The sequence below is a fragment of the Microtetraspora malaysiensis genome, assembly GCF_001528665.1.
Classification (GTDB): domain Bacteria; phylum Actinomycetota; class Actinomycetes; order Streptosporangiales; family Streptosporangiaceae; genus Microtetraspora_A; species Microtetraspora_A malaysiensis.
Genome location: NZ_BBYJ01000008.1, coordinates 203,244 through 228,297 on the forward strand (window position 1 = coordinate 203,244; position 25,054 = coordinate 228,297).

General features: G+C 71.6%; 20 protein-coding genes. 9 read left to right on the forward strand and 11 right to left on the reverse strand.

Annotated features, from left to right (window positions below; all coding sequences use genetic code 11):
• Positions 1-84: 84 nt before the first annotated feature.
• Entirely contained in the window at positions 85-1,329 is a 1,245-nt protein-coding gene (locus tag AWQ71_RS11200; RefSeq protein WP_067130988.1) for an SGNH/GDSL hydrolase family protein, read from the reverse strand.
• A 334-nt stretch (positions 1,330-1,663) separates the two neighbouring features.
• Between AWQ71_RS11200 and AWQ71_RS11205 the strand changes: the two genes are divergently transcribed.
• Positions 1,664-2,458, forward strand: coding sequence for a tyrosine-protein phosphatase (locus tag AWQ71_RS11205; protein WP_067130992.1), 795 nt, complete (start codon positions 1,664-1,666; stop codon positions 2,456-2,458).
• A 141-nt stretch (positions 2,459-2,599) separates the two neighbouring features.
• Here the strand turns inward: AWQ71_RS11205 and AWQ71_RS11210 are convergent, their stop codons facing one another.
• On the reverse strand, positions 2,600-3,676 hold the full coding sequence (locus AWQ71_RS11210) for a Gfo/Idh/MocA family oxidoreductase (RefSeq protein WP_067130996.1): 1,077 nt from the start codon (positions 3,674-3,676) through the stop codon (positions 2,600-2,602).
• 56 nt (positions 3,677-3,732) lie between these two features.
• Positions 3,733-4,641, reverse strand: coding sequence for a proteasome assembly chaperone family protein (locus AWQ71_RS11215; protein WP_067130999.1), 909 nt, complete (start codon positions 4,639-4,641; stop codon positions 3,733-3,735).
• Positions 4,642-4,897: 256 nt separating this feature from the next.
• Here AWQ71_RS11215 and AWQ71_RS11220 point away from each other — a divergent pair, with 256 nt between their 5' ends.
• The gene (locus tag AWQ71_RS11220) at positions 4,898-5,872 is read left to right on the forward strand and encodes a 4-epi-cubebol synthase (protein WP_157570290.1); all 975 of its coding nucleotides are present in this window, start codon (positions 4,898-4,900) and stop codon (positions 5,870-5,872) included.
• A gap of 143 nt (positions 5,873-6,015) precedes the next feature.
• On the opposite strand, the gene AWQ71_RS11225 is transcribed toward AWQ71_RS11220, so the two are convergent.
• Positions 6,016-8,127, reverse strand: coding sequence for an ATP-binding protein (locus AWQ71_RS11225; protein WP_067131006.1), 2,112 nt, complete (start codon positions 8,125-8,127; stop codon positions 6,016-6,018).
• A 219-nt stretch (positions 8,128-8,346) separates the two neighbouring features.
• Here AWQ71_RS11225 and AWQ71_RS41515 point away from each other — a divergent pair, with 219 nt between their 5' ends.
• Positions 8,347-8,520 (forward strand): hypothetical protein, encoded by a 174-nt coding sequence (locus AWQ71_RS41515; RefSeq protein ID WP_157570291.1) that lies wholly within the window; start codon positions 8,347-8,349, stop codon positions 8,518-8,520.
• A gap of 17 nt (positions 8,521-8,537) precedes the next feature.
• Here the strand turns inward: AWQ71_RS41515 and AWQ71_RS11230 are convergent, their stop codons facing one another.
• Both AWQ71_RS11230 and AWQ71_RS11235 read right to left on the reverse strand, forming a co-directional pair.
• Positions 8,538-9,518, reverse strand: a complete 981-nt coding sequence (locus AWQ71_RS11230; RefSeq protein ID WP_369407194.1) for an ABC transporter permease — start codon at positions 9,516-9,518, stop codon at positions 8,538-8,540.
• Between the two features lie 19 nt (positions 9,519-9,537).
• Positions 9,538-12,201, reverse strand: a complete 2,664-nt coding sequence (locus AWQ71_RS11235) for an alpha/beta fold hydrolase (protein WP_067131009.1) — start codon at positions 12,199-12,201, stop codon at positions 9,538-9,540.
• A gap of 185 nt (positions 12,202-12,386) precedes the next feature.
• Here AWQ71_RS11235 and AWQ71_RS11240 point away from each other — a divergent pair, with 185 nt between their 5' ends.
• Positions 12,387-13,586, forward strand: coding sequence for a hypothetical protein (locus AWQ71_RS11240; RefSeq protein WP_245658214.1), 1,200 nt, complete (start codon positions 12,387-12,389; stop codon positions 13,584-13,586).
• Here the strand turns inward: AWQ71_RS11240 and AWQ71_RS11245 are convergent.
• From AWQ71_RS11245 to AWQ71_RS11255, 3 genes are all read right to left on the reverse strand, one after another.
• Complete coding sequence (locus AWQ71_RS11245) at positions 13,544-14,632, reverse strand: CopD family protein (RefSeq protein WP_218001743.1); 1,089 nt, start codon at positions 14,630-14,632, stop codon at positions 13,544-13,546. The genes AWQ71_RS11240 and AWQ71_RS11245 overlap by 43 nt on opposite strands.
• On the reverse strand, positions 14,629-15,252 hold the full coding sequence (locus AWQ71_RS11250) for a copper resistance CopC family protein (RefSeq protein WP_067131015.1): 624 nt from the start codon (positions 15,250-15,252) through the stop codon (positions 14,629-14,631). The genes AWQ71_RS11245 and AWQ71_RS11250 overlap by 4 nt, the downstream gene beginning before the upstream one ends.
• Positions 15,253-15,393: 141 nt before the next feature.
• Positions 15,394-16,587, reverse strand: coding sequence for a glycosyltransferase family 4 protein (locus AWQ71_RS11255; RefSeq protein WP_067131018.1), 1,194 nt, complete (start codon positions 16,585-16,587; stop codon positions 15,394-15,396).
• 74 nt (positions 16,588-16,661) lie between these two features.
• Between AWQ71_RS11255 and AWQ71_RS44610 the strand changes: the two genes are divergently transcribed.
• Positions 16,662-16,949, forward strand: a complete 288-nt coding sequence (locus AWQ71_RS44610) for a hypothetical protein (protein WP_369407195.1) — start codon at positions 16,662-16,664, stop codon at positions 16,947-16,949.
• Here AWQ71_RS44610 and AWQ71_RS11260 read toward each other — a convergent pair.
• Entirely contained in the window at positions 16,918-18,747 is a 1,830-nt protein-coding gene (locus AWQ71_RS11260; protein WP_157570293.1) for an alpha/beta hydrolase, read from the reverse strand. The two genes, AWQ71_RS44610 and AWQ71_RS11260, sit on opposite strands and share 32 nt — an antisense overlap.
• Before the next feature lie 114 nt (positions 18,748-18,861).
• Positions 18,862-19,878, reverse strand: coding sequence for a LacI family DNA-binding transcriptional regulator (locus AWQ71_RS11265; protein WP_067131025.1), 1,017 nt, complete (start codon positions 19,876-19,878; stop codon positions 18,862-18,864).
• Between the two features lie 214 nt (positions 19,879-20,092).
• On the opposite strand from AWQ71_RS11265, the gene AWQ71_RS11270 reads away from it, so the two are divergent.
• The 4 genes from AWQ71_RS11270 to AWQ71_RS11285 all read left to right on the forward strand — a co-directional run bounded on the left by AWQ71_RS11270 (position 20,093) and on the right by AWQ71_RS11285 (position 24,735).
• Positions 20,093-21,355 (forward strand): extracellular solute-binding protein, encoded by a 1,263-nt coding sequence (locus tag AWQ71_RS11270; RefSeq protein ID WP_245658239.1) that lies wholly within the window; start codon positions 20,093-20,095, stop codon positions 21,353-21,355.
• 89 nt (positions 21,356-21,444) lie between these two features.
• The gene (locus AWQ71_RS11275) at positions 21,445-22,446 is read left to right on the forward strand and encodes a carbohydrate ABC transporter permease (protein WP_067131028.1); all 1,002 of its coding nucleotides are present in this window, start codon (positions 21,445-21,447) and stop codon (positions 22,444-22,446) included.
• Positions 22,443-23,297, forward strand: a complete 855-nt coding sequence (locus AWQ71_RS11280) for a carbohydrate ABC transporter permease (RefSeq protein WP_067131031.1) — start codon at positions 22,443-22,445, stop codon at positions 23,295-23,297. Before AWQ71_RS11275 ends, AWQ71_RS11280 begins: the two co-directional genes overlap by 4 nt.
• A 67-nt stretch (positions 23,298-23,364) precedes the next feature.
• Positions 23,365-24,735: a glycoside hydrolase family 5 protein gene (locus AWQ71_RS11285; protein ID WP_067131034.1), complete on the forward strand. Its 1,371-nt coding sequence runs from the start codon at positions 23,365-23,367 to the stop codon at positions 24,733-24,735.
• Positions 24,736-25,054: the final 319 nt, after the last annotated feature.

Genomic DNA, 25,054 nt, shown 5'->3' on the forward strand with positions numbered 1-25,054 from the left:
CTCGCGCGGACCGTGGCGCCCCGTGAGGGCGCCATGGTAGGAGGCAGGAGAGAAAGCCGGCCCGAGGGGATTTCGGCCGCGCTGTCAGACGAGTTGCGAGAGGCGCACCGTGTACGCGAGCCTGCGCCGGCCGGCGTCGCTGAGGTGGATGTGGTCGCCGTGGTCGTACGGGGCGGCGAGCTGGGCGGGGAATCCGGGGTCGCGTACCGCCTTGTCGAAGTCGATCACGGCGTCGAACGCCTTGTTGGTCCTGATCCAGACGTTGACCTGCTGGCGGATCTCCTCGCGCTCCTCCGTCCAGGTCGAGTAGCCGTAGAACGGTGTCAGCGTGCCGCCGAGGATGCGCAGCTTCTTCGCGTGCGCGAGCTTGATCATCTTCTTGTAAGCGTCGATCAGCGGCTTCGCCGAGGTGTACTCGCCCCGTGAGATGTCGTTGATGCCTTCGAGAACCACGATCGTGCGGACGCCCGGCTGGGACAGCACGTCCCGCTTGAACCGGCTCAGCGCGCTCGGGCCGACGCCGGGCTGCAGCACCCGGTTCCCCGCGATGCCGACGTTGAGCACGCCCATCCGCTTGGCGGCCGGGACCCGTCCGAACCGCTGGTAGAGGTAGTCGGTCCACCGCCGGTTCGCGTCGCTGCCCTGGCCGGTGCCGTCGGTGATGGAGTCGCCGAGCGCGACGACGGAGCCCGCGTCGCCGCCCGTGGTCACCGCGACGCGGTCCAGGAAGTACCACTGGGTGCTGGTGCCGGTGAACGACTCCGCGGTCTCGTCGGCGGCGTGGTCGCCCGGCGTGGAGAGGTAGGTGGTCGCGTACGCGCGGTCGTGACCGGTGACCTCCTCCACGGCGGTCGGGATGTAGGCGCTGACCACCACGTCCTGGCGGCCCGAGACCTTCTCCTCCAGAGGATCGCTCCAGACCGCCTGGCCGGGCTGCACCGTGATCCACTTGCGGCGCTCGAATGTGAGCGGCCGGTTGGACTTGGTGACGAGCTCCGCGCCGTACGCCTGGAGGCCGAGGTGCACGTTCTTGAACGTGACCGGCTTCCTGCCGAAGACGTTGGACAGGCGGACGCGCAGGCCGGACCCTCCGATGCTGATGCGTGCCACCATGCGGACGGTCTGGCCGCCGATCGTGACGGCGAGCCGGTCGGTGGGGGTCAGCCGGTCGCTCGCGGTGGACCACGTCCCCACCAGTTGCCGGGACTCGGCCCCGGCCGGTGATTGTTGCCGGGACTCGGCCCCGGCCGGTGACGCGGGAAGCACTCCCACAGTCACCGCAGTCATGACCGCCGCCGCCATGGCCAACCGGTGAACCGGCCGTCGCATCGTCGTCCTCCTGATTTGATCGCACCGTGCGACGGCTTACATTACGGGCATTTGTCACAGTAGACGCATCAGTCAGCGGTGAATTCGCTGGGAAAATCGGTCCATCGCGCCCCAGCTATCGGGTCGTCGCTCATGATCGCCAGGTGGGCGCGGGTGCGCCGGTCTCCCTCCTTGCCGGGACGCCGCGCCGTCCGCTCTGACAAGTTCCGTTATGTCCGGACTTGTCCAGGTACGTGCTCGTGGCATTCCCGCGCGTACGGAGGACGGCGCCGGGCCACCGAGCATTAACTCACACCTCATGGTGCCGACGCGTGCGCCGGATAGGGTCGAGGCGATGAACGACAACGAACGCTGGATTGCTCTCGACGGTGCTGTCAACGTAAGAGACCTCGGCGGCCTGCCCACCGCCGACGGAGGGACCACGCGGTTCGGGCGGGTCCTCAGGGGCGACAACCTCCAGGGGCTGACCGATGGGGACCTGGCCCGCCTGGTCGGAGATCTCAAGCTCAGGAGCGTGGTCGACCTGCGCTCCCACGCGGAGGTACGGCTGGAGGGGCCCGGCCCGCTGACCCGGGTCCCCGAGGTGGGGCACCACCACCTCAGCCTCTTCGCCGAGGCGGGCCGGTTCACCGACGTGGAGGCCGACGTGATCGACGGGGACCGGGTCCTGCCCTGGGGCCGGTCGCCGAAGGCCGACGAGGAGCTGCGGGTCACCGGCTACTACTACGGATATCTGCGCGCCCGGCCCGACTCGGTCGTGGCGGCCCTGCGGGTGCTCGCCGGCGACGACGGCATGGCGCTGGTCCACTGCGCCGCGGGCAAGGACCGCACCGGCGTGGTGAGCGCGCTCGCCCTCTCCGTGGCCGGGGTGACCCGCGAGGCGATCATCGCCGACTACGTCGCCACAGGAGAGCGGCTGGACGGCGTCCTCGCCCGCCTGCGCGCCAGCGACACCTACCGCGCGGACCTCGACGGCAAGCCCGCCGACCACCACCTGCCGCGCCCGGAGTACATGGCGCAGTTCCTGCACACCCTCGACCTGCGGTTCGACGGCCCCCTGGGCTGGCTGGAGCGCAACGGCTGGACCGAGCAGGACACCGACGTCCTCCGCTCCCGGCTTCGCGACTGACCGCGCTCGGCGGAGTCTCGCGGCCGTGCGCCCCGGCACGGCCGCCGATCGTCCCGGACGCTGAGTGGGTTCCGGCGCGACGCCGCCGCCAAGGGGCGTCGGCGGCGACCTGAGCGACCCGGGAGTTTCTTCGGACACGACTTAAGAGGTGACGGCCGGCAGCGTGACCGTGGACCCGCTCTCCGCGGAGCGGCGCGCCGCCTCCAGGACGGCGAGGGATGCGACGGCGTCGCACGGGTCCACCGGCGGGGGAGCGCCGTCCCGCAGGCACGCCACGACCCCCGCGTAGAACTCCTGGTACGCGCCGGGCTCGGTCGGGACGGCCCGGCTGTCGCCCTCGACGCCGAGCTCTCCCCACCGGTCCGGCGGCTCGACGCCCCAGGCCGCGCCGTCGGCCCGTGCCGTCCCGTCGGGCCGCTCGCCCGCCCGCAGGAACGCCTCCTGGGGGTCCAGGCCCGATTTCACGTACGCGCCGCGCGAGCCCAGCACCCGGAAGCGCGGGCCAAGCCGGCCCGCCACCGCGCTCATCCAGAGATGGGAGCGCGCGCCGCTCACATGGGTCAGCGCGACGAACGCGTCGTCGTCGGAGCGGACCCCGGGACGGCGCGCGTCGGCCTCGGCGTAGACGGCGGAGACCGGGCCGAGGAGCTGGAGCGCCTGATCGACGAGGTGGCTACCGAGGTCGTACAGCACGCCCCCGATCTCGTCCGCGTCGCCCATCTCGCGCCAGCCGCCCTTCGGCACCGGCCGCCAGCGCTCGAACCGGGACTCCAGGCGGTGGATCGCGCCGAGTTCGGGCAGCAGGCGGCGGATCGTCAGGAAGTCGCCGTCCCAGCGCCGGTTCTGGAACACGGTCAGCATCAGGCCGCGTTCGGCGGCCAGCCGGACGAGGTCGCGCGCCTGGGCGGCGGACCCGGCGAGCGGCTTGTCCACCACGACGGGAAGGCCCGCCTCCAGCGCCGCCCGCGTCAGCGGCACGTGCGTGCGGTTGGGAGAGGCGATCACCACCACGTCGCAGCGGCCGGGAAGGTCGTCGGCCGAGGCGAGAACGTCCGCCCCCGGATGCGTCCGCCGTACCCGGGCGGCCCGCTCCGGGTCGCCGGTGACCACCGCGGCCAGCCGGAGGCCGGGCGTGGCGGCGATCAGCGGGGCGTGGAAGAACTCTCCGGCCGTGCCGTACCCGGCGAGGCCGACACGGATCTCAGACTCCTGGGGCATGGCCCAACGATATTGGCCCGCCGCGCGCGACCCGTCCGGCCGCCCGGCCGGGCGGCTCAGCTCTCGGTGTCGTCGCGCTCGGCCAGGAACGCCTCGAACTGGGCGGCCAGCTCGTCGCCGGTCGGCATCGGGAGGTTCTCGGCGAGGAGGTTCTCCCGTTCGGCGCCCGCCTGGAACGCGTCGAACTGCTGCTCCAGACCGCGGATGGCGCCGGCCAGCTCGTCGGAGCCCTCGATCTGCTCCTCGATCTCGGCGTTGGTCTTCTCGGCGGCGGCGCGGAGCGCATCGGTGGGGAAGACCAGGCCGGTGCCCCGGGTGACCGCTTCGAGTGCCACGACCGCCGCCTGGTGGTACTCCGCCTGGGCGAGGTAGTGCGGCACGTGTACGGCGTAGCCGAGCGCGTCGTGGCCCTTGGAGCCGAGACGCAGCTCGATCAGGGCGGCCGCGCTGCCCGGCACCTGGACCTTGCCGAACGGGCTGGGCGTCGTCCCGGAGACCAGCTCGGGACGGCTGGCGTGCGCGGTGAGGCCGAGCGGGCGGGTGTGCGGGACGCCCATCGGGATGCCGTGCACGGTCACCAGCTTGCCGACGCGGAGCTGGGTCACCAGCATGCCGACGGCCTCGGTGAACAGCTCCCACTCACGGTCGGGCTCGGGGCCGGACATGATCAGGAACTGGGTGCCGGTGACATCGGTGGCGAGATAGACGGCCAGTTCGGGGATGTCGTAGTCGACCCAGTGGTCGCCGTCGAAGACCATCGGAGGACGGCGCGAGCGATAGTCGAGCAGCCGGTCGACGTCGAACGTGGCGATCAGGCGGTGCTCCAGTTCGGCGAGCAGGTGTCCGACGGCCAGCCGGCCCGCCGCGCCCGCGTCCACGAAGCCCTCGAAGTGGTAGAGCAGCACCGGATCGGTCAGCTCGGGGGCGTCGCCGTCGAGCCTGTAGAGATCCGTCGGGTCGAGCACCTGATTCCCAGCCTTTCCTCATGAACGTTTCTCTGGTGAACCATCGAAACATCCCATGGATTCCGAGTCGGTGTGGTGGACACTACCCGGTGGCCAACGGACCCCATGAAGTCGGACCCGAAACTGGAGGAGCTCGCGACCAAGCCGGTCGGGCTCGCGCGGGCGGGAGAGAGCTCCGATACCGCCGCAGGTCCTGAAATTTCGGTATTTGCTGCGACTCTAGCCATTTGTTGGTTCGATAGTCATGCTGTTGGACGTGCCGAATCCTTCCCCACTTACCGAAAACAGCCCGCCGCTGCGCATCCCCGAGCTGACCTGTCCGTTCCCCAGCGAGGTCAATCCGTACGTCGAGGAAGTGGACAGGGACACGCTGGCCTGGCTGGCCGCGTCCGGAATGATCGATGGCGCCGACAACCTCGCCCGCTACGGCGCGGCCAGGTACGGGTGGCTGGGCGCCAGAACGTACCCGTACGCGGCGCGGGAGCTGTGCCAGATCGTCACGGACTGGTGCGTGTGGCTCTTCGCCTTCGACGACGCCTTCTGCGAGTCGGACCGGTCGGCGGCCGAGATCGCCAGGGCGCTCCCGCTGTTCGTCTCCGTCATCGACGATCTCGACGACGGAGACCCCGTCGGCAACGTCTTCGCCCGGTCGCTGCTCGAAATCAAGACCAGGATCGCCGCCGCCGGGAACGGCGACCAGCTCGACCGCTGGCGGTCCATGACCAAGGACTACCTCTTCGCCCAGGTCTGGGAGGCGGCCAACCGGGAGCACGACGTCGTCCCCTCCTTCGACGACTACATCGTCATGCGCCGCAGGACCGGCGCCATGCTCACGGTCTTCGCGCTGATCGACGTGGCCGCCGGCGCCTACCTGACCCCCGACGAGTGGCGTCACCCGGACGTGCGGGCCATCACCGAGCACGCGAACGACGTCGTCGTCTGGGACAACGACCTCATCTCGTACGCCAAGGAGCGCTCCGGCCCGAACATCAACAACAACCTCGTCAGCGTGCTGTGCCGGCACAAGGGGTGCTCCACCCAGGAGGCGATGGGCCTGATCGGCGTGATGCGGAACGAGGCGGTTGCCGGGATGGTCGCGCTCAGGCCCCGCCTCGACGCCCTCGGCTCGCCCGGCGTCGCCGCGTACGTCAAGGGCCTCGAACGCTGGATCAGCGGCAGCGTGGACTACTCGCTGACCAGCTCCCGCTACGTGACGGCGCTGTCCGGTTGAGGACCCGCCCGGCTCGGGCGGATCCGGAACGGCTCGCGCGGAGACCGTGTCGGTCCCGGCGGCGCGTGCCCGGCACCCATCGTGCCGGCCGTGTCGCCGGGCCGCCGCGCCCCCTGTGACCGCGGGGCGGCGCGCCCGCGCCGTCAGTCAGCGAGAGACGGCTCGTCGAACTCGTCCAGCGCGTACTCGATCAGCTCGGTCAGCGAGAGCCGCGTGCCCCGGTCGTACGCGTCCTGGTAGGCGGCGTCGCCGAGGAGCTTCCTGCACTCCTTGACGCACTGCTCGTGCTCGTTCGTGAAGAACGGCGCCCCGAACTGCGGCAGCCCGAAGGTGCGCCAGTTGGTCTGTGCCGCGCCCAGCAGATGGGCGGTGTACTCGGGCCGCCCCATCTCCAGATAGAGCCCGGCCATCACGTCCACGCACAGCACGATGCCGAGGACGTCATGGAAGTGGCGCTTGATCCGCACCGACGCCTTGCCGCTCTCCAGCGCCTCGCCGTGGCGGCCGGTGGCCCGCTGGACCTGCGCCGTCGCGTACCACGCGTAGGATCGCAGCCACTGCTCGCCGCGCTCGGTGCACACGTTGACGCAGTCGACGAGCAGGCCCTCGGCCTCCGCGTAGTCGCCCTGCGCGAACAGGACCATGGACAGCTCGACGATCGCGGGCAGCAGACCCGGGTTGAGCTCGCGCCCGCCCCGGTGGAACTCGATGGCCACGCCGAGCAGAGCCGTGGCCTTCTTGGCGTCGCCCTGGAGCATGGCGGTCGTGCCCTGCATCTTGGTCGCCAGGATGACGGCCCCGGAGTCGCCGGCCCGCACCGCCTCGTTGCTGCACTCCTCGGCCGCCGCGAGCGCGCCCGGCAGGTCGCCCTGCGCGCTCCGGATGTACGCGAGCACCCACAGGGCCTTGCATCGTTCCTTGCTCGGCACCCGGGACCCCGCGAGCGCCCGCTCCAGATAGACCGCGCCCTCGCGGGCGAACCCGCACGCCACCCAGAGGAACCACAGCGACGACACCAGCTCCAGCCCGACCTTGGCCTCGATCGGGTCGGAGAGGCAGTAGTCGAGCGCGACCCGGATGTTGTCGTGCTCCTGCCGCATGCGCACGTACCAGTGCACCTGCCGGGGACCCGACCAGGAGTGCTCGCCGCGCTGGGCGAGCTCCAGGTAGTGGTCGCGGTGGCGGCGGCGCAGCGTCTCGGTCTCGCCCAGCTTCTCCAGCCACTCGGCGCCGTACTGCCGGAGCGTGTCGATCAGCCGGTACCGGTGGCCGACCGGGGTGGTGAAGCTGAACAGGATCGACTTGTCGACCAGGCCGGAGATCACGTTGAGGACGGTCGCGGCGTCCAGCCCGTCTCCGGCGCAGACGTAACGCGCCGCGTCCAGGTCGAAGTCGCCCGCGAACACCGACAGCCGGGCCCACAGCAGTCGCTCGGCCGGCTCGCACAGCTCGTGGCTCCAGCCGATCGCGGCGCGCAGCGTCTGGTGCCGGGGCAGCGCCGTACGGCTCGCGCCGGCCAGCAGGCTGAACCGGTCGGCGAGAAGCGCGAGGATCTGCTCGACCGACAGCGCGCGCAGCCGTACGGCGGCCAGCTCGATGGCGAGCGGGATGCCGTCGAGCCGCCGGCACAGCTCGGACACGGCCTGCACGTTGCTCTCGTCCACCACGAAGTCGGGCACGACCGCGCTGCCCCGCACGGCGAAGAGCTGCACCGCCTCGTTCGTGTACGGGCTCTCCGAGGGGTCGTCGCCCGGCACGGCGAGCGGCGGGACCGCGACCGTGAACTCGCCGGGGGCGTTGAGCGACCGGCGGCTGGTCGCGACGATCCGCAGGTTGGGCGCCCTGGAGAGGAGGTCCTGCGTCAGCTCGGCGCACGCGTCCACCAGGTGCTCGCACGTGTCCAGGATGAGCAGGATCTCGCGGTCACCCAGCCACTCGGCGAGGGTTTCGGAGCCCGCCCGGTGCGACTGGTCGGCGATGCCCAGCGACGCGGTGATCGTGTGCTGGACCATGCCGGAGTCCTGCAGTCGCGCGAGATCGGCGTACCAGACGCCGTCCTTGAACTCCTGGCGCACCAGATGGGCGATGCGCAGGGCCGTGCGGGACTTGCCCACACCTCCGATCCCGGTCACGGTGACCAGTCGGGAGTCGTGCAGTCGCTGTCTGATGGTGGCGAGAAGCCTGGTCCGGCCCACGAAGCTGGTCAGCTCCGCGGGCAGGTTGCCCTCTCGACGCCATCCTGATGGCGTTGCCATGCCGCCTCACGGGGGTCGCGTCCGGCCTGCTACCTGTTTCCGCATCGTACCTTTGCTGAGGGTTGAATGTTTGGGTCGGAGATCTTCGAATCCCGTCTTGGCGGGAAATCGCCGCTTAGCGTGCTTTGTATGGAATTCCGGTGATTTGCCGCCTCGGGGCGCAGTGGCGACGTGCGGGCGAGACCCGCGTCCGGCGGCCATGCCGGTTACCATCGTCGTGTGACTGAGCGGCATCCGGATGACATGCGGCCGGTGGACCTCTTCGACGAGGGTCTGTCGGTGTTGCCTGACCAGACCAGCGACGACACCGACCTCGGCTGGGGCGAGTGGCGCAGCGACGCCGATTCCGACGACGCGCGACTGATCGAGGAACGCCCTCCGCACTGGGACTAGGGGCCCTCGCGCGCGGGTCAGGACACCACGTCCTTGGCCCGGAACCGCCGGAAGGCGAACGCGACAATGATCACCGAGTACGTCACCGCCACGGCCACCCCCTTGATCATCCCGCTGTAGTCGGGGTCGGGGGCGAGGGCGTCGGTCCAGGCGTTGTTCCAGAACGTGGGCAGGAACTCGCGGATGGAGCCCAGGGCCTCCACCGCCTGCAGGATGCTGCTCACGATCACCAGCCCGACCGCGCCGCCGACCGCGCCGAGGGGCGAGTCCGTGCCGACCGACAGCAGGAACGCGACGGCCGCCACGACGAGCTGGCTCACCAGCGCGTAGGCCACCACGACGGCGAACCTCGGCAGCACGTCCCCGGCCGGGATCGTCTCGCCGGTGCCCGGCACCTGGATGTCGTTCCAGCCGAAGGCGACCGTGCCCGCGAGCAGCGCCATCAGCGGCAGCACGGTCACCGCGGCGGCGGAGTACGCCATCGCGACGACGAGCTTCTGCCGCAGCAGCCGGTCACGCGGCACCGGGGCGGCGAGCAGGTAGCGCAGCGACGACCAGTTCGCCTCGCTCGCCACCGTGTCCCCGCAGAACAGCGCCACCGCGACGACCAGCAGGAAGTTCGCGGAGACCGACAGGGCGAAGGCGGCGAAGTTCAGCCCTCCCTGGGTGGCCAGGTCGGACAGCCGCATGCCGCCGCCCTGCCCGCCTCCGGGTCCCGGGCCGAACTGGAACGCCACCACCAGGATCCACGGGAGCGCGAGCAGCAGCCCGAACATCGCCATCGTCCTGCGGCGGCGGAACTGGCGGACGAACTCCACCCGCAGCGACAGCGTCCGGCCCGGCGCGTACCCCGGAGCCGCCCCCGACGGCCGCGTCGAGGACGCCGGAGACCCGCCCGGAGAGGTCATGACACCGCCGGCCGAGGCCGCGGGCGTGTCCTCCCGGGCGGACGCCCCGGAGCGGGCGGCCGGTGCGGCCCTGTCACCGTTCAGGCTCATCCGAGCCCTCCCTTCAGGCTCAACGTGCCTCTCCGATCAGGTCCAGGAAGACGTCCTCCAGCCGGGGGCCGGGGCCGTCCGAGGGGGAGCCGGTGGCGAGCAGCTCGGCGACCGGTCCCTGGAAGACGAGCCGGCCGCGCCGCATGACCACCACGTGCGTACACGCCTGCTCGACCTCGGCGAGCAGGTGGCTGGAGACGATGACCGTGCGGCCTCCCTCGGCGTACGCCTTGAGCACGGCGCGCATCTCGGCGATCTGCGGCGGGTCCAGCCCGTTGGTGGGCTCGTCGAGCACGAGCAGGTCGGGCAGGCCGAGCATCGCCTGGGCGATCGCCAGCCGCTGGCGCATCCCCTGCGAGTAGGTGCGCACCGCCCGTTCCAGCGCAGCCCCGAGCCCGGCGATCTCCAGCGCCTCGTCCATGTGGGCGTCCGCGGCGGGGCGTCCCGTGGCCTGCCAGTAGAGCTCCAGGTTGGCCCGCCCGGTGAGGTGGGGGAGGAAGCCGGGCCCCTCCACGAACGATCCGAGCCGCGACAGGACCGGCGCGCCCGGGACGACCCGGCGGCCGAAGATGTGGATCTCGCCCTCGTCCGGGTGGATCAGCCCCATCATCATCCGCATCGTGGTGGTCTTGCCCGCGCCGTTCGGCCCGAGAAGACCCAGGACCTGGCCCTTCTCCACCTGGAAGGAGAGGTCGTCCACCGCCTTCTCGCCGTTGCGGTAGCGCTTGGTCAGCCCGGTGATCCGCAGCGGAGCGCCGTCGCCGTCCTCGCGCGCGTCGGCGGGAGCCGTACGGCGGCGGCCGGCGAGGAGAAGCGCCGCCGCGACCACGATCGCGGCCAGCGGGCCGGCCCACGTCCACCAGGCCGGTCCCGTCGCGGGCGTGACGAGCGACGCGTCGCCGGGGAGCGAGACGGTCCCGCCGGCCAGGCCCACCCGGTACGCGGCGGGCGCGGACGGCGTGGCGTACCCCATGTCGGTGGTCGTCAGCACGACCCGCAGCCGGTGGCCCGCGTCGAAGCGCCGGTCGATCGCGGGGAGCGTGACGGTCGCGTCCGCGCCGGACTCCGACGCCGTGACGCGCAATGGCGCCACCAGGCTCGACGGCAGCACGGCGAGCCGTCCGCCGCTCGCGTCGTAGAGCTTGGCGAACAGGGTGACCTCGCCCGTGCCGTACACCTTGATCCGGAGGGTGGGGGCGCCGGTGACGTGGACCGGCGTGGCGAGCGGCGCGGACTCGAACACCGCGGCCTGCCCGGGGATGTCCACGGAGACGCCGGGGTTGGCGCTCCCGCCGCCGAGCAGGCTCATCCCCGGCACGATCGAGACGGACGCCGGGGAGCCGCCGGGCGGGTTCGCGATCTCCTGCACCGGGCCGACGACCGGCACCTCGGTCCGCGAGGCGCCGCCCAGCCCGGGGTACGAGGGCGCGCTCGCGTGGACCACGAGGGAGCGGCGGGTGCCGGGGTCGCGGCCGCCGTCGCGCGACACCGTGAAGCCCGTGGCGTCGGTGCCGGTGCCGGTGCCGGTGCCGGTGCCGGTGGAGGTGGAGGTGGAGGTGGAGGTGGAGGTGGAGGTGGAGGTGGTCCGGCCGGCCTGCACGCCGGGGACGGGCGACTCCTTGAGCCAGCGGTCGAGCCAGGCCGTGGTGCGCTCCTCGACCCATTCGGTGTCGGTGTCGGAACCGCCGCCGTCGTGTCCGCCGCTGATCCAGGCCACCTCCACGGGCGCGCCGGTCGCGGCGATCGCCCGGGCGTTGGCGTCCGCGTGTCCCAGCGGGAACAGCGAGTCGCGCTGCCCCTGGATCAGCAGGGTCGGGATCTTGATCCGGCCGGGCACCGACACCGGGCTCGACGCGCGCAGCAGCTTCACCGCCTCGGGCGTGGCCCAGCCGGTCTCCGCGACGGTCAGGTACATGTCGCAGATCTCGGCCAGGAAGCGGCCACATTGGGCCTGCCGGGAGGTCCCCTGCGCCGCGGTCGCGCCGGAGCCGCCGCCGGCCAGGGCGGCCAGACCGCCCGGCGCGCCGCCGGACAGCGCGCTGCCACTCGAGCTGAAGAAGAGGCCGGCCCACATCTTCTTGAACACGCCGTGCTCGGGGCCGCGCCCGGTGGACTCGGGGAAGAGCGCGTCGGCCAGGTCGTACCAGGTGATCTGCGGCACGATGGCGTCGATCCTGGTGTCGTAGGCGGCGGCCATCAGGGCGATCGCCCCGCCGTACGAGCCGCCCGCGATGCCCACCCGGGGGTCGCCGTCGGCGTCGAGCCGTACCTCGGGGCGGTGGGCGAGCCAGTCGACCAGCGCCCGCACGTCCTTCACCTCGTAGTCCGGCGAGTTCAGCGCGATCTCGCCGGTGGAGCGCCCGAAGCCGCGGGCCGACCAGGTCAGTACGGCATAGCCGCGCCCGGCCAGCCGGGACGCCTCGTCCCGCAGGTCGTCCTTGCTGCCGCCGAAGCCGTGGGCGAGGAGCACTGCCGGGGCCCGGCCGCCGGTGGCGGGCGGGAAGAAGGCGGCGTCCAGTGTCACGTGCTGGTCGTCGGCGGGGCCGTCCACGACGGAGATGGCCACGTCCTGCCCGCGTACCAGGGGCTCGGACGGCCACAGATACCAGGTGAGGCCGCCCACGGCCACCAGCGCGAGCGCCACCAGTGCGGCAAGGGCGCGCCGCCCACCCCGAAACGTCATGCCCGGAGCCTACTCAGACCTCCTGAGAACCGGCTGAGACAGCACGATCCAGTCGTCGGTCGTGACGGGGGCTCCACGCCGCCGAATCAGGGGCCGCCGAATCAGGGGCCGTCGGCCGCATATCCTGGAGGTATCCGGGTTGTCCCCGATTGCGCAGCGGGTGAGCGGACGGCATCATTTCGCGCGTGATTGGAACGCTCAGGCAAACACCTCATCGGATCCTCGACTGGGCCCTCCCGTACTGGACCAGAGGGGAGGCCGGCCGGGAGACTCCGGCGGAACTGTTCCGGGTCCTCTACCTCGGCTGGCTGACGGCGTTCGTCCTGAAGGTGCTGGGGGCGTCCTGGGACGTCTCCTGGCACTTCCGCTGGCTGCGCGACGACCTGGCCCCGCCGCACCTGCTCAACACGGTCGGCACGGTCATCGCCGTCGGGCTGACCATCGTCCACTGGTACACCGGTTACGGCGTCGACCGCCTGGCCTCCAAGCTGATCGTGTGGGGCACGGGCGTCTTCCTCATCGCGATCCCGCTCGACCTGATCAACCACCGCGTCAACGGCCTCGACATCACCGCGTGGAGCCCTTCGCACGCGCTGCTGTTCATCGGCAGCGGCCTGATGATCGCCGGAGTGACCCGGGGGTGGTGGCTCGGCGCGCCGCGCGGCGACGCGCGGGCCGAACGGCGGCGCACCCTCGTCCTCGGCGCGCTGTTCGCCTTCTTCCTGGAGAACGTGCACTTCGCCGCCCAGCAGCAGGAGTACGGCGTGCTGGAGATCGCCTCCTGGGACCGCGGCGACCCGTACGCGGAGCCGAGCCTGCTGGCGTTCGCCGCCAACCAGCTCGGCCGCGCGGTGGACCGGGAGATGCTCGTCAAGTTCTCGCTGCCGGTGCCCGACCTGCTCTACCCGCTGTGGGCCGGCGTGGCGGTCATGCTGATCCTGGTCATCGCCCGCCTCATGGTCGGGCGGGCGTGGACGGCCACGGCCGTCGCGGGCGCGTACGTCGCCTACCGCGCGCTGGTCTGGCCGCTCTTCGTCGGGATGGGCTTCCCGGCCTCGGCCGTCCCGTTCTTCTTCGTGCTCGCCGCGGTCGGCGTGGACCTCGCCTTCATGGGCTGCCTCCCGCTGGGTGACACGATGGCCGCCCGCCTGGTCCGGCCCGTGCTCGGCGCCGCCCTGGCCACGGCGGGCGTCTACGGCGGCCTCGCGGTGCAGGGCCACTATCTCGCGGCGCCGCCGTACCCGGTGGACTCGTGGCCGCTCGCGGGCGGTCTTCTCCTCGCCGTCTGGCTCGCCGCCGAGTTCGCCACGCGGAAGTACCGCCTGCGCGACGGCGATCGAGATCAGGCGACGGGCGCGCGGGTCAGCGCCACCGCCACGCCGTAGGCGAGGCCCATGACGGCGAGTTCGAACGCCACCCAGGCGGCGAACGCCGTCGGGGCCCGCCGGCTGATCGCGGGCAGCAGCCGCCAGCGGATGTTGCCCCCGAGCAGCGCCACCGCCCCCACGAACAGGATCTTCGCGACGACGAGCCGGCCGTAGCCGGTGGTCACCAGCGAGAGCGGGAACTCCTGGCCCGGCGTCAGCAGCAGCTCGACGACCCCGTTGAAGAGGCCGGTGAGGCCGACCACGAGCAGCGCCACCGTCGCCAGCCGGGAGAAACGCGGCAGCGTCGCCGCGAGCAGGTCGCGGTCGCCCGCGAGCAGCACGGCCAGCGCGAGCAGGCCGCCGACCCACGCGGCGGAGCCGATGACGTGCAGCTCCATCGAGACCATGCTCAGGTCGTGCCAGTACCAGTTGGAGGCGTGGCCGGTCACCGGCAGCGGCAGCAGGCCGAACGCCGCCACCAGCACACGGAACTCGGCCGGGACCTTCTCGCCGAACCTGACCGCCAGCATGCCGACGGCGGCGCTGACCATCGCGCTGGACGCGCTCACGATCAGGCCCTGGCCGGAGCCGATCCGCTCGACGTACTCGGCCACGTCGGGCGCCTGACCGGGGTTCAGCTCGGCCGCGCTCAGCACGGTGGACACGAGCGCGGACGCGGCCCACACCAGTGCCGACAGCACCGCCCAGTGCCGCGCCCGCGAGGCGATCGGCTCGGTGCGCTCCGGATCGCCGAAGCCGAGCAGCTTGGGCAGCAGACTGAGCCCGACGGTCGCGGTCGCGGCCACGTCCAGGATCAGCCGCATGACGGGCAGGCCGAAGTCGACCAGGGGGCTGGGCATCACGATGCCCTGCGCGACCGTGGGGAGGGTCAGCCAGGTCGAGACCAGCGCCGCGAGCAGCCCCGCGAGGGTGAGCGCGGTGACGGCCAGCCTGGGGCGGGCCACCGGCCTGGTGCCCACCGTTTCCACGGTGCTCTCGAGGGTCTCCGTGCTTCCCGGGGTCTCGGTGCTCTGCGGGCTCTCGGCGGCTCCGGTCGCGGTCACGCCGCGCCTCGCAGCCTGCGGTCGTGCCGGACGAGCACGTACGCAGACAGGGCGAGCAGCGCGGCGGCGGCGACGAGCAGACCCCACACCCAGCCCCCGGACGAGCTTTGCGCGGCGAGGTCGGCGGCCGAGGCGGCCGAGCCCGGCTCCCCTCCGGTGGCCGGGGGCAGCGGGTCGCCACCCGCCGCCGGAGTCGGGGCCGCGGAGGGGGACGGCGCGGGATCGGCCGAGGGGGAGGACTGCCCGGCGGCCGGTCCGGCCGCGGTCAAGGTGAAGGTGATCGTCCCGGTGACCGGGTGGCCGTCGTTCGACACGACGCGATAGCCGATCACGTACGCGCCGGCCGGGCCGAGCGGCGCCAGGCCGACCGAGGCGTCGTTCCCCTTCGTCGTGATCTCACCCCGCGTGTAGTCGGCCCCGTCGGGACCGGTGACCGCGATGCGCGCGAAGTCCCGGCGTACGGGCTGGTCGAAGTTCAGCGTGATCCGCTCTGGCGCGGTGGAGACCTTGGCGCCGTCCTTGGGATCGCTGCCGACCAGCACGTTGTGCGCCTGGGCCGGCGCCGCGACGCCCAGCAGGGCAGCGCAGGCGAACAGCAGGACCGTGAGTAGCCGCCTCACCGATGATGACCTTCCATTGGATGCTTCCTGACCCAGACATGGTCCCACCTGTCCGGCACCGGTACGCCTCCCGCCGGGCCCGCCGGAGCCCGCATCGCCTGCGGCGCCGCCCTCGGAGAAAGAGCAAAAGTTCCGATGCGATCACCCGAGCTCGGCGGCCTCCTGACTTGGCGCGGGTGCCCGCCCGCTCCGCGCCGCCGCGAGCGTGGCGAAGAGCCGCTCCCAGCGGAGGCGGATGTCGTCCATCTCGTAGCGGGCCGCCGTGGCTCGGGCGGCGGAGCCGAGCCGGTGCCGGAGCGGCTCGTCGGCGACGAGACGGCCGATCGCCGCGACCAGCCCGGAGACGTCGCGGGGCGGGACGAGCAGGCCGTCCGTCCTGTGGGTGACGATCTCGCCCGGGCCGTGGGGACAGTCGAAGGCGACGACCGGCAGCCCGTGGGCCATCGCCTCGACGAGGACCATGCCGAACCCTTCGAACCGGGAGCTGAGCACGAAGACAGCGCCCTTGGCGAACTCCTCCTCGAGCGTCGTGGTGCCGCCCATCAGGAAGACGTGGTTGTCCAGGTGCAGCCGGTGGATCAGGTGCTGGAGCCTCGCCCGCTCCCTGCCGTCGCCGTAGATGCGCAGTTGCCAGTCGGGATGCGCGTCGGCGACCACGGCGAACGCCTTGATGAGCAGGTCGAACCCTTTCTGCCGGGTCAGCCGGCCCGCGGCGACCACGATCCGGCCGGCCAGGTCGGCGGGGCGCCGATCTCCAGGAGTCAGCGCGTTCGGGATGACTACCGGTTCGGTGCCGGTCCCGTCCAGGGCCGCCGCGTACCGGGCGGCGTCCGCCTGGGTGAGCGCGACGACGGCGTCCAGTCCGGGGTACCACCGGGTGATCTCGGCGGCGAGTTCGGGCTTGTGCGAGTCGAAGTGCATGTGCTCCTGCGCCACTCGAACGACATCGTCCGGGGCGAAGCGCGCGGCCATCAGGTTGAGTGCCGGCCGCGTGGTCACCAATACGTCGCCGTGGAGCGAACGCAGGTAACGGGCGATCCGCACGTCGCTGTACCGGTTGAAGGTGGCGTACCGCGTCTCGGTCGGCGGGATGAGGCGGCTCGGCCGGCGGGCCAGCACGGTGCGGAGTGGGTGCCGCCACCGCGACCCGCCCCGGTCGGCCAGCACGCGCAGCCGGACGCGCGGGTCGACACGGAACGCGGGCGTGCGGCGGGTGCGGAAGACGCTGATCAGCTCGACGTCGTGCCGAGCGGCCATCGCGTTCGCCTGGTTGATCACGGTCCGGATGGTGCCGCCGACCCCGTAGGCGTTCATGATGAGGTAGCGGATCTTCATGCGACGGCTCTCTCGCGGCCCACCCGCAGTTCCGCCCGCCCGTGCCCGGCGTCAGGAGAAGGAACGGCAGGAGCGTGGTCTCCGCCGGGATCCTGCGCGCGCTCACCGCCGACGAGCGGCGCGTGCCGCTCGCGCACGAGCGGGCCCACCTCGGCGACCGGCATCGAGGGCGACGCCCCGCGGGGACCGGCTCTGTCAGCGCTCACCGGCACAGTGTGCATGAGCGTGATCCGCCCACGCTCGGTGTTCGCCAATTAAAGAAGGTTCCCCGGGCCGCGCCTGCAGTACGGCACGCTCGGGGCGCTTACGTGGCCCGCCCTCGGCGGTGGGTCAGGCGAGCGCCCAGCCGTACATCCAGGTGATGAAGACGAGACCGGTCATCACGGGGACGATGTCGGCCGAGGCGGCGCGCAGCCGGAAGGCGGCCGTGATCGACAACACCGTGGCGGCCGCCGCGAGCAGGCCGTACCAGGCGATCGCCGGAGGAAGGCCGATGGCGAACACGATGTCGTTCGGCACGCCGGTGACGCTCAGCGCGGTCAGACCGGCGAAGGCGAGCCCGGCCAGCCCGGCCAGCACGCGCACCGCGCCGCCTCGGCGGCGCACCAGCGCGACGAGCCCGGCCACGACCTGCGCCGCCGCCACGAGCACGAAGACCGCGAACGGGGCGATCAGCGCCGGCGACTGCGAGATCCGGTACGGCGCGGCCGTCAGGTGCAGGTCACCCGGCCGGACCGGGGCGGAGGCGCCCGCGCCCGGGTCGCACACCGCTCCCGCGGAACCGGAACCGGTCGCGGAGCCGGAGGCGGCCGCCGCGGGGGCGTCGAGGAACGCGGAGATCGTCCGGCGTCCGCACTCGCTCGCCAGGAACACCCCGTGCCCGACGCCCGCGAACTCGGCGAACCGGGCGGACGGGATGTCGCCCGCGGCCGCCCGCGCGCTCTCCGGCGGCGTGGTCGGGTCGTACTGCCCGCCGAGGACCAGGGTCGGCGCCTCGACGGCCCCGGCCTCGTCCGAGCTGCGGGGCAGATGCCAGCCGGCGCACACGGCGGCGTCCGCGACGCCGGTGAACAGCCGCGGCCCGGCAGCGGCGGCGAACGTGTTGAACGGGACCTCGTCCTGGCACTGGACCGCGTAGTACAGGCCCCAGTCGTGCGAGGTCAGCGCGTCGCCCGCCGCGTCGACGACCGGCCGGAGCAGTTCCTTCCTGCCGTCCGCGAGCGCGTCCACGAGCGCGGGCACCAGCGGGAGGAATTCCGTCTCCCGCATGGCCTCCCCGAGGATCGTCGCGATGTCGTCGCCGGTCAGCCGCACGCCGATCCGCTTGCGGGTCAGCGGGTCCGTGGTCTGGAACGCGGCCGGGGCGGCGTTGTACCGGGCCAGCATCTCGTCGAACCGGCCCGCCGCGCCCAGCTTGGCCAGCGTCGCCCGCAGGTCGGACGCGGCCGTGTCGTACCAGTTGACCTGGGCGGGGAGGAACGAGTCGAGCACCAGGGCGCGGGTGCCGCGCGGGTCCTTGGCGGCGGCCTCCGCCATCGAGCGGGTGGAGTAGCTGACGCCCATCAGGTTCCACTGCTCGTAGCCGAGCGCCGCGCGCAGGTCCGTCACGTCGGCGGCGATCTCCTCGGTGCGGTAGCCGCGCAGGTCGATCCCCTCGGCCTGGTAACGGCTCTGGCAGGTCAGCGCGCCCTGCAGGACGGGAGCGGTCTCCTCCGTCGTCGCCTTGGGCGTCTTCAACGTCTCGACCAGGCCGCCCATCACCTCCGGGCAGGCCAGCGAGGGCTCCGAGTAGCGGCTGCCCCGCTGCTCGATGACGACCACGTCCCGATCCGGGAACATCTGCGTCAGGAAGCCGGCGAGCCGCAGTGACGGCGACCCGGGGCCGCCGCTGGAGTACGCCACGGGGTCGGGCCGGCGCTGCGGTGAGGTCGATCGGTGGACGGCGTAGCCCACCCGGATCGTCCTGCTGCCCGGCACGTCACGCCGCTCGGGCACGAGCAGGTATCCGCAGGTCGTGCCCGCGGGAACCGCGACCGGGCACGGCCGCTCCTCGGTCCCCACGGCCCGCTCGGCGGCGTACGCCGTGCGGGGGCCGCCGATGAGAACCGTAACGATCGCCGCCATGAGCGCCGTGACGGCCGCTCCACGCCAACCCCGCAACCGTCCGCTCCGTCTCGTCCACCTGGACATTTCGCGAGAAACCCTAGCGCGCCGGGCGACTCGTACGGACCTTGAAGAGGTCATCGGGTGTGAGCCGCCCGGCGGAAGAGCCGGTCACGCGACGCGCGGAGGCGCGGTGCTCTCCCTGACGACCAGATCGGTGGCCAGCTCAACCCGGCGCGGCTCGGGCACCTCGCCCCTGCCGATGGCGAGGACCATCCGGGCGGCGAGCGCGGCCATCTCCTGGAGCGGCTGGCGGACGGTGGTCAGCGGTGGCCAGGCGGAACGGGCGAGGGGGAGGTCGTCGAAGCCGACCACGGACAGGTCCTCCGGCACCCGCAGGCCGCGCTGCCTGGCCGCCTCGAAGACACCGAACGCCTGCATGTCGCAGCCCGCGAAGATCGCGGTAGGCGGGTCGGGGAGCGACAGCAGCGCGTGCCCCTGGTCCCGGCCGGAGCCGACGAGGAAGTCGCCGTTCCTGATCAGCTCGGGGTCGACGGCGAGGCCCGCGGTCTCGAGCCCGGCCCGGTATCCGTCGATGCGGGCCCGGCTGCAGAGCATGTCGGGCGGGCCCCCGATCATGCCGATCCTGGTGTGGCCGAGTTCGAGCAGGTGCCGGGTGGCGGCCAGCCCGCCGTGCCAGTTGGTGGCGCCCACCGACGTCATGCCGGGGGCGGGCTCGCCGTCCGGGTCCACCACCACGAACGGGATGGCGCGGGCGTTGAGCTGCCCCTGCTGGCGCGTGGACAGATGCGACCCGACGATGATCGCGCCGTCGGTGCGGCGGGCCGCGATGCGGTCGATCCAGTCGCGGCCGGGGCCGGTCTTGGTGTGCAGCACGGAGACGACCACGCTCGCCTCCGTCTCGCGCGCCGCGGTCTCGGCGCCGCGGATCAGCTCCATCGCCCACGGGCTCTCGACCTCGGCGAAGACCAGGTCGACGAGGCCGACCGGCCCGTCACCGTGGCCGGTCCTGCGCTGGTAGCCGTGTTTGTGGAGGAGGCGCTCGACCCGCTGCCTGGTCTCGGACGCCACCTCGGGCCGGCCGTTGATCACCTTCGAGACAGTGGGGACGGAGACTCCGGCCTCCTTGGCTATCAGGGCGATCGTCACCCGTCTCTTCGCTGGCATGGACGACAGATTAGCCGAAAACTTTCGGATGCGCTTCCCCCGGTATTCCCCGCTATGGGATCGCTCCCACGGAGACTATTGACGCGTAACGCGCGATCTACCTATTCTCCGGGTCACGAAATATTCGGGGGTGCACCTGAAACTTTCACTCGGGCTCCGCGCGGGTCCGGAGATGAGGAAGGGAAGCACTGACATGTCGTTGACGCGACGAGGTGTGGTCTTGTTCGCGACGGCCGCGCTCGTCCTGGCGGGCTGCTCCAGCCAGGGCGGCGACGGAGCGGCGGACAAGACCGCGTCCGAGAAGGTCACCGTCGAGTGGTGGAACATCGCCACCACCGAGCCGTGGAAGTCCCTCCTCGCCGAGCAGGCCAAGGCGTACGAGGCGGCCCACCCCAACGTGACGATCAAGAACGTCCCCATCGAGAACGAGGCGTTCAAGGCCAAGATCGCCACCGCGACCCAGTCGGGGAAGGCACCCGACATCTACGCGACCTGGGGCGGCGGCGTCCTCCAGCAACAGATCGACGCGGGGCTGGTGAAGGACCTCTCCGCCGACACCGCGTCCTGGATCGGCAACTTCACCCCGGCCTCCCTGCAGGCGTACCAGTTCGACGGCAAGACGTACGCGATCCCGGACGACATCGGCATGGTCGGCTTCTGGTACAACAAGGCGCTGTTCGCCAAGGCGGGCATCACCGAGCCGCCGGGCACGTGGAGCCAGTTCCTCGACGACGTCAAGAAACTCAAGACCGCGGGCGTCACGCCGATCGCCCTGGCCGGCAAGGAGAAATGGCCGGGCCACTACTACTGGGCCTACCTCGCCATGCGCATCGCCGGCCTGGACGCGCTCAAGCAGGCGGGCGCCGACCACGACTTCACCAAGCCGGAGTTCGTGTCGGCGGGCGAGCACCTCAAGCAGCTCGTCGACCTCCAGCCGTTCCAGAAGGGCTTCCTCGGCGCGGGCTACTCGACCCCCGACGGCCAGGCGGCCACCGTGAGCAACGGCAAGGCCGCGATGGAGCTGATGGGCCAGTGGGCTCCGGCCGTCGAGAACGACGCGGGCAAGGGGCTCGGTGAGAACCTCGGCTTCTTCCCCTTCCCCGCCGTCGAGGGCGGCAAGGGTTCGGCGACCGACGCCTTCGGCGGTGGCGGCGGCTACGCGGTCGGCGCGAACGCCCCGGCCGAGGCGCTCGACTTCCTGAAGTTCCTCCACGACCCGGCCCAGCACCGCAAGGTGGTGGAATCCGGCGCGATCCTGCCCGTGCTCAAGGACGAGGAGGACGCGGTCAAGGACCCGAACCTCGCCGTCGTCGCGAAGACGCTCGCCTCCGCGACCGGGTTCCAGCTCTACCTCGATCAGGCCTACCCGCCCGCCGTGGGCCAGGAGGTCAACGACAGCGTGGCGGCGCTCATCGCGGGCTCCAAGAGCCCCGAGGAGGTCGCGCAGGCCATCACCGAGACGGCCAAGTCCGAATAAGCCCACCCAGGAGTGCGGGCCGGGCGACGACCTCGCCCGGCCCGCGCGCCCGGCACGGACCCACGAGACGACGGACGGAGCGAAGCGACGTGACACCCCCGGCCCTGACGGGCGAGCGATCGGAGAGCCCCGCGGCCCATCCCCGTACGGCGCGCGCGCAGGCGCCTCCGGAGGCCCGCCGCCGGCGGTTCCGCGGCCTGGTGACGATCACCCTGTTCCTGCTCCCGGCGCTGGTGCTCTTCACCCTCCTGGTGCTGGTGCCGATCGCCGTCGCCGGATACACCAGCCTGTTCAAGTGGAACGGCCTCGGCGGCCTGCCCACCCAGTTCATCGGGCTGGACAACTTCACCCGGATGTTCGGCGACGAGATCTTCCTCGGCGACCTGTGGCGGGGCCTGATCCTGATCGTCCTGTCGGTCACGATCCAGCTCCCGCTGGCGCTCGGCATCGCGATGCTGCTCAACCAGAAGATGCGCGGGCGCGCGGTCTACCGGATGCTGTTCTTCGCGCCGTACATGCTGTCCGAGGTGATCACCGGCGTCCTGTTCACCATGATCCTGTCGCCGGACGAGGGGCTGGCGAACCAGGTCCTGGGCGCCGTCGGGCTGGAGTCGCTGGAGTCGGAGTGGCTCGGTAACCCGTCCACCGTCCTCGTGTCCGTCTTCATCGTCATGACCTGGAAGTACTTCGGCTTCCACATGATCCTCTACCTCGCCGGCCGGCAGGGCATCCCGAAGGAACTGGGCGAGGCGGCCTCCATCGACGGGGCGAGCGCGTGGGAGCAGTTCCGCTACATCACCCTGCCGCTGCTCGGGCCGACGATCCGCATCAGCGTCTTCCTGTCGGTCATCGGCGCGATCCAGCTCTTCGACCTGGTGTGGGTCCTGACCAGCGGAGGTCCGATCCACTCCTCCGAGACCATGGCCGTCACGATGTTCCAGTTCGGCTTCAAGCGGTCCCAGGTCGGCTACGGCACCGCGATCAGCGTCGTCATGTTCCTGATCAGCCTGATCTTCGCGCTGGGCTACCAGCGGTACGTCCTGCGCCGCGACACCGAAGGAGCGATCACCACCATGCGGGACCAGCGATGAACACCCACCGCACCCGGGCCCGGCGATCGGGCGTCCTCCTCCGTTCCGTCTCGCTCCAGACCCTCGTCGTGGTGCTCGGCGCGCTCGTCGTCGTGCCGCTGCTCTTCGCACTCGTCGGCGGGTTCAAGGACACCGCGCAGCTCTCCACGAACCCGTTCGGCCTGCCGTCCCCGTGGGCTCCGGAGAACTACACGGACGTACTCGCGTCGGGCGTGTTCTGGCGGCAGATCCTCAACAGCGTCTTCATCGCGCTGGCCACGACGCTCGTCGTCGTGGGCCTGTCGGCCATGGCGGCCTTCGTCTTCGCCCGCTTCGCGTTCCGCGGCAGGGAGGCGCTGTACACGCTGTTCACGGTCGGGCTGATGTTCCCGTTCACGGTGGCGATCCTGCCGCTGTTCGTGCTGGTGCGGACCATGGGGCTGCTGGACAACCCGCTCGGGGTGATCCTGCCGCAGGCCGCCTTCGGGCTGCCGATGACGATCATCATCCTGCGCTCCTTTTTCCGGACGATCCCGAGGGAGGTCGAGGAGGCGGCGACCATCGACGGATGCACCGCCTTCGGCTTCTTCTGGCGGATCCTGCTGCCGATGGCGCGGCCCGCGCTGGCCACGGTGTCCGTGCTCGCGATCGTCGCGAGCTGGAACAACTTCTTCCTCCCGTTGGTGATCTTCACCGACCCCAACTGGTGGACCGTCCCGCTCGGGGTCCAGCAGTTCTCCGGCCAGTACGTCTCGGACACCGCCAAGGTCCTCGCGTACATCGTGCTCGCGATGGTGCCGGCACTGGCCTTCTACGGCGTCGCCGAACGCCAGCTCATCGGCGGGCTCACCGCTGGTGCCAGCAAGGGATGACCCTTCGCGTTCGGCCGAACACTATGACCGCCGGGCCGCGTCCCGGTGCTTTTGAGAAGGAGTTGTGATGACCCTGCGTGTGTCCGGATCCCGCCTCGTCACCGCCGACGGCGCCCCCGTGCGGCTGCGCGGAGTGGGCCTCGGGGGCTGGATGAACATGGAGAACTTCATCACCGGCTACCCGGCGAACGAGTCTTCGATGCGGGCCGCGGTGCGCGAGGTGCTGGGGGAGGAGCGCTACGAACTGTTCTTCGACCGGCTGCTCACCGCGTTCTTCGACGCCGCCGACGCGGACCTGCTGGCGGATCTCGGGGTCAACTGCGTGCGCATCCCGGTCAACTACCGGCATTTCGAATCCGATGACCGCCCGATGGAGATCGTCGAACACGGCTTCCGCCATCTGGACCGCGTCATCGGCCTGCTCGGCGACCGGGGCATCTACTCCGTGATCGACATGCATGCCCTCCCCGGCGCCCAGAACCAGCACTGGCACTCCGACAACCCCACCCATGTCGCCTCCTTCTGGCACCACCGGCATTTCCAGGACCGCGCGGTCCACATGTGGGAGGCGATCGCGGACCGGTACAAGGACCACCCGTGGGTCGCGGGCTACAACCCCGTCAACGAGCCCGGGGACGTCGAGGGGCGCGTGGTCGGGCCGTTCTACGACCGCCTGGTCAAGGCGGTGCGCGCGGTGGACCCGGCGCACGTGCTCTTCCTCGACGGGAACCGTTACTCCACCGACTTCTCGATATTTCGTGAGGTGTACGAGAACACGGTGTTCGTCTGCCACGACTACGCGCTGGCCGGGTTCGCGCACGGCGGGCCGTACCCCGGCTACACGCGTGGCGAGTGGTGCGACCGCGCCGAGCTGGAACGCGCCTTCGAGCGGCGGACCGCCTTCCAGCGGGAGACCGGCACGCCGGTGTGGGTCGGCGAGTTCGGCCCGGTCTACACGGGCGCCCCCGAGATCGACGCCCAGCGGTGCCAGATCCTGCGCGACCAGCTCGAGATCTACGACGCGCAGGAGGCCGGGTGGTCGCTGTGGACGTACAAGGACGTCGGCCTCCAGGGCCTCGTCTACGCCTCCGGGCCGTACATGGACAGGTTCGGGCCGTTCATCGCCAAGAAGAAGCGGCTCGGCGCCGACCGGTGGGGCTCGACCATGGAGGAGGCCGCGACCGACCTCGCGCCGCTGCACGGCCTGATGGAGCGGGAGTTCCCGAACTGGGACCCCTATCCCTGGGGCGCCCGCTACCAGATCGACGATCTCCTGCGGCACATCCTCATCGCCCAGGCCCTGCTGCCGGAGTACGCGGAGCTCTTCCGCGGTCTGTCCGACGACGAGCTCGTGGCCCTCGCCGACTCCTTCGCGCTCACCCAGTGCGTACGGCGGGAGCCCCTGATCGAGCTCCTGGCCGGGAACCTGGCGCGGTAGGCGCCCCTCTTCGGACCGTGGCTCGCCCGCTCCGCCCGGCGGCGAGCCGCGGGACTCCCGGCATGCCGCCGCGACTCTCGCCCGGAACGCCGAACTCAGGGAGTGTCGCGGTGAATCTCGCAAAATGGTATGTCCGGAATTCACGGATATTGCGGCGAATTTCGCGCGTTGGCATGTTCCAATAGGGAGTGGCCGGGTCTCGTCTTCCGCAGCGTGCGAGGCCCGGCCGCCTGACCGCTCCCGCTCCGCGCTCGACCCGGCCGCCTGACCGCTCCCGCTCCGCGCTCGACCCGGGCGGCGGCCGATCCGGCCCGCGCCC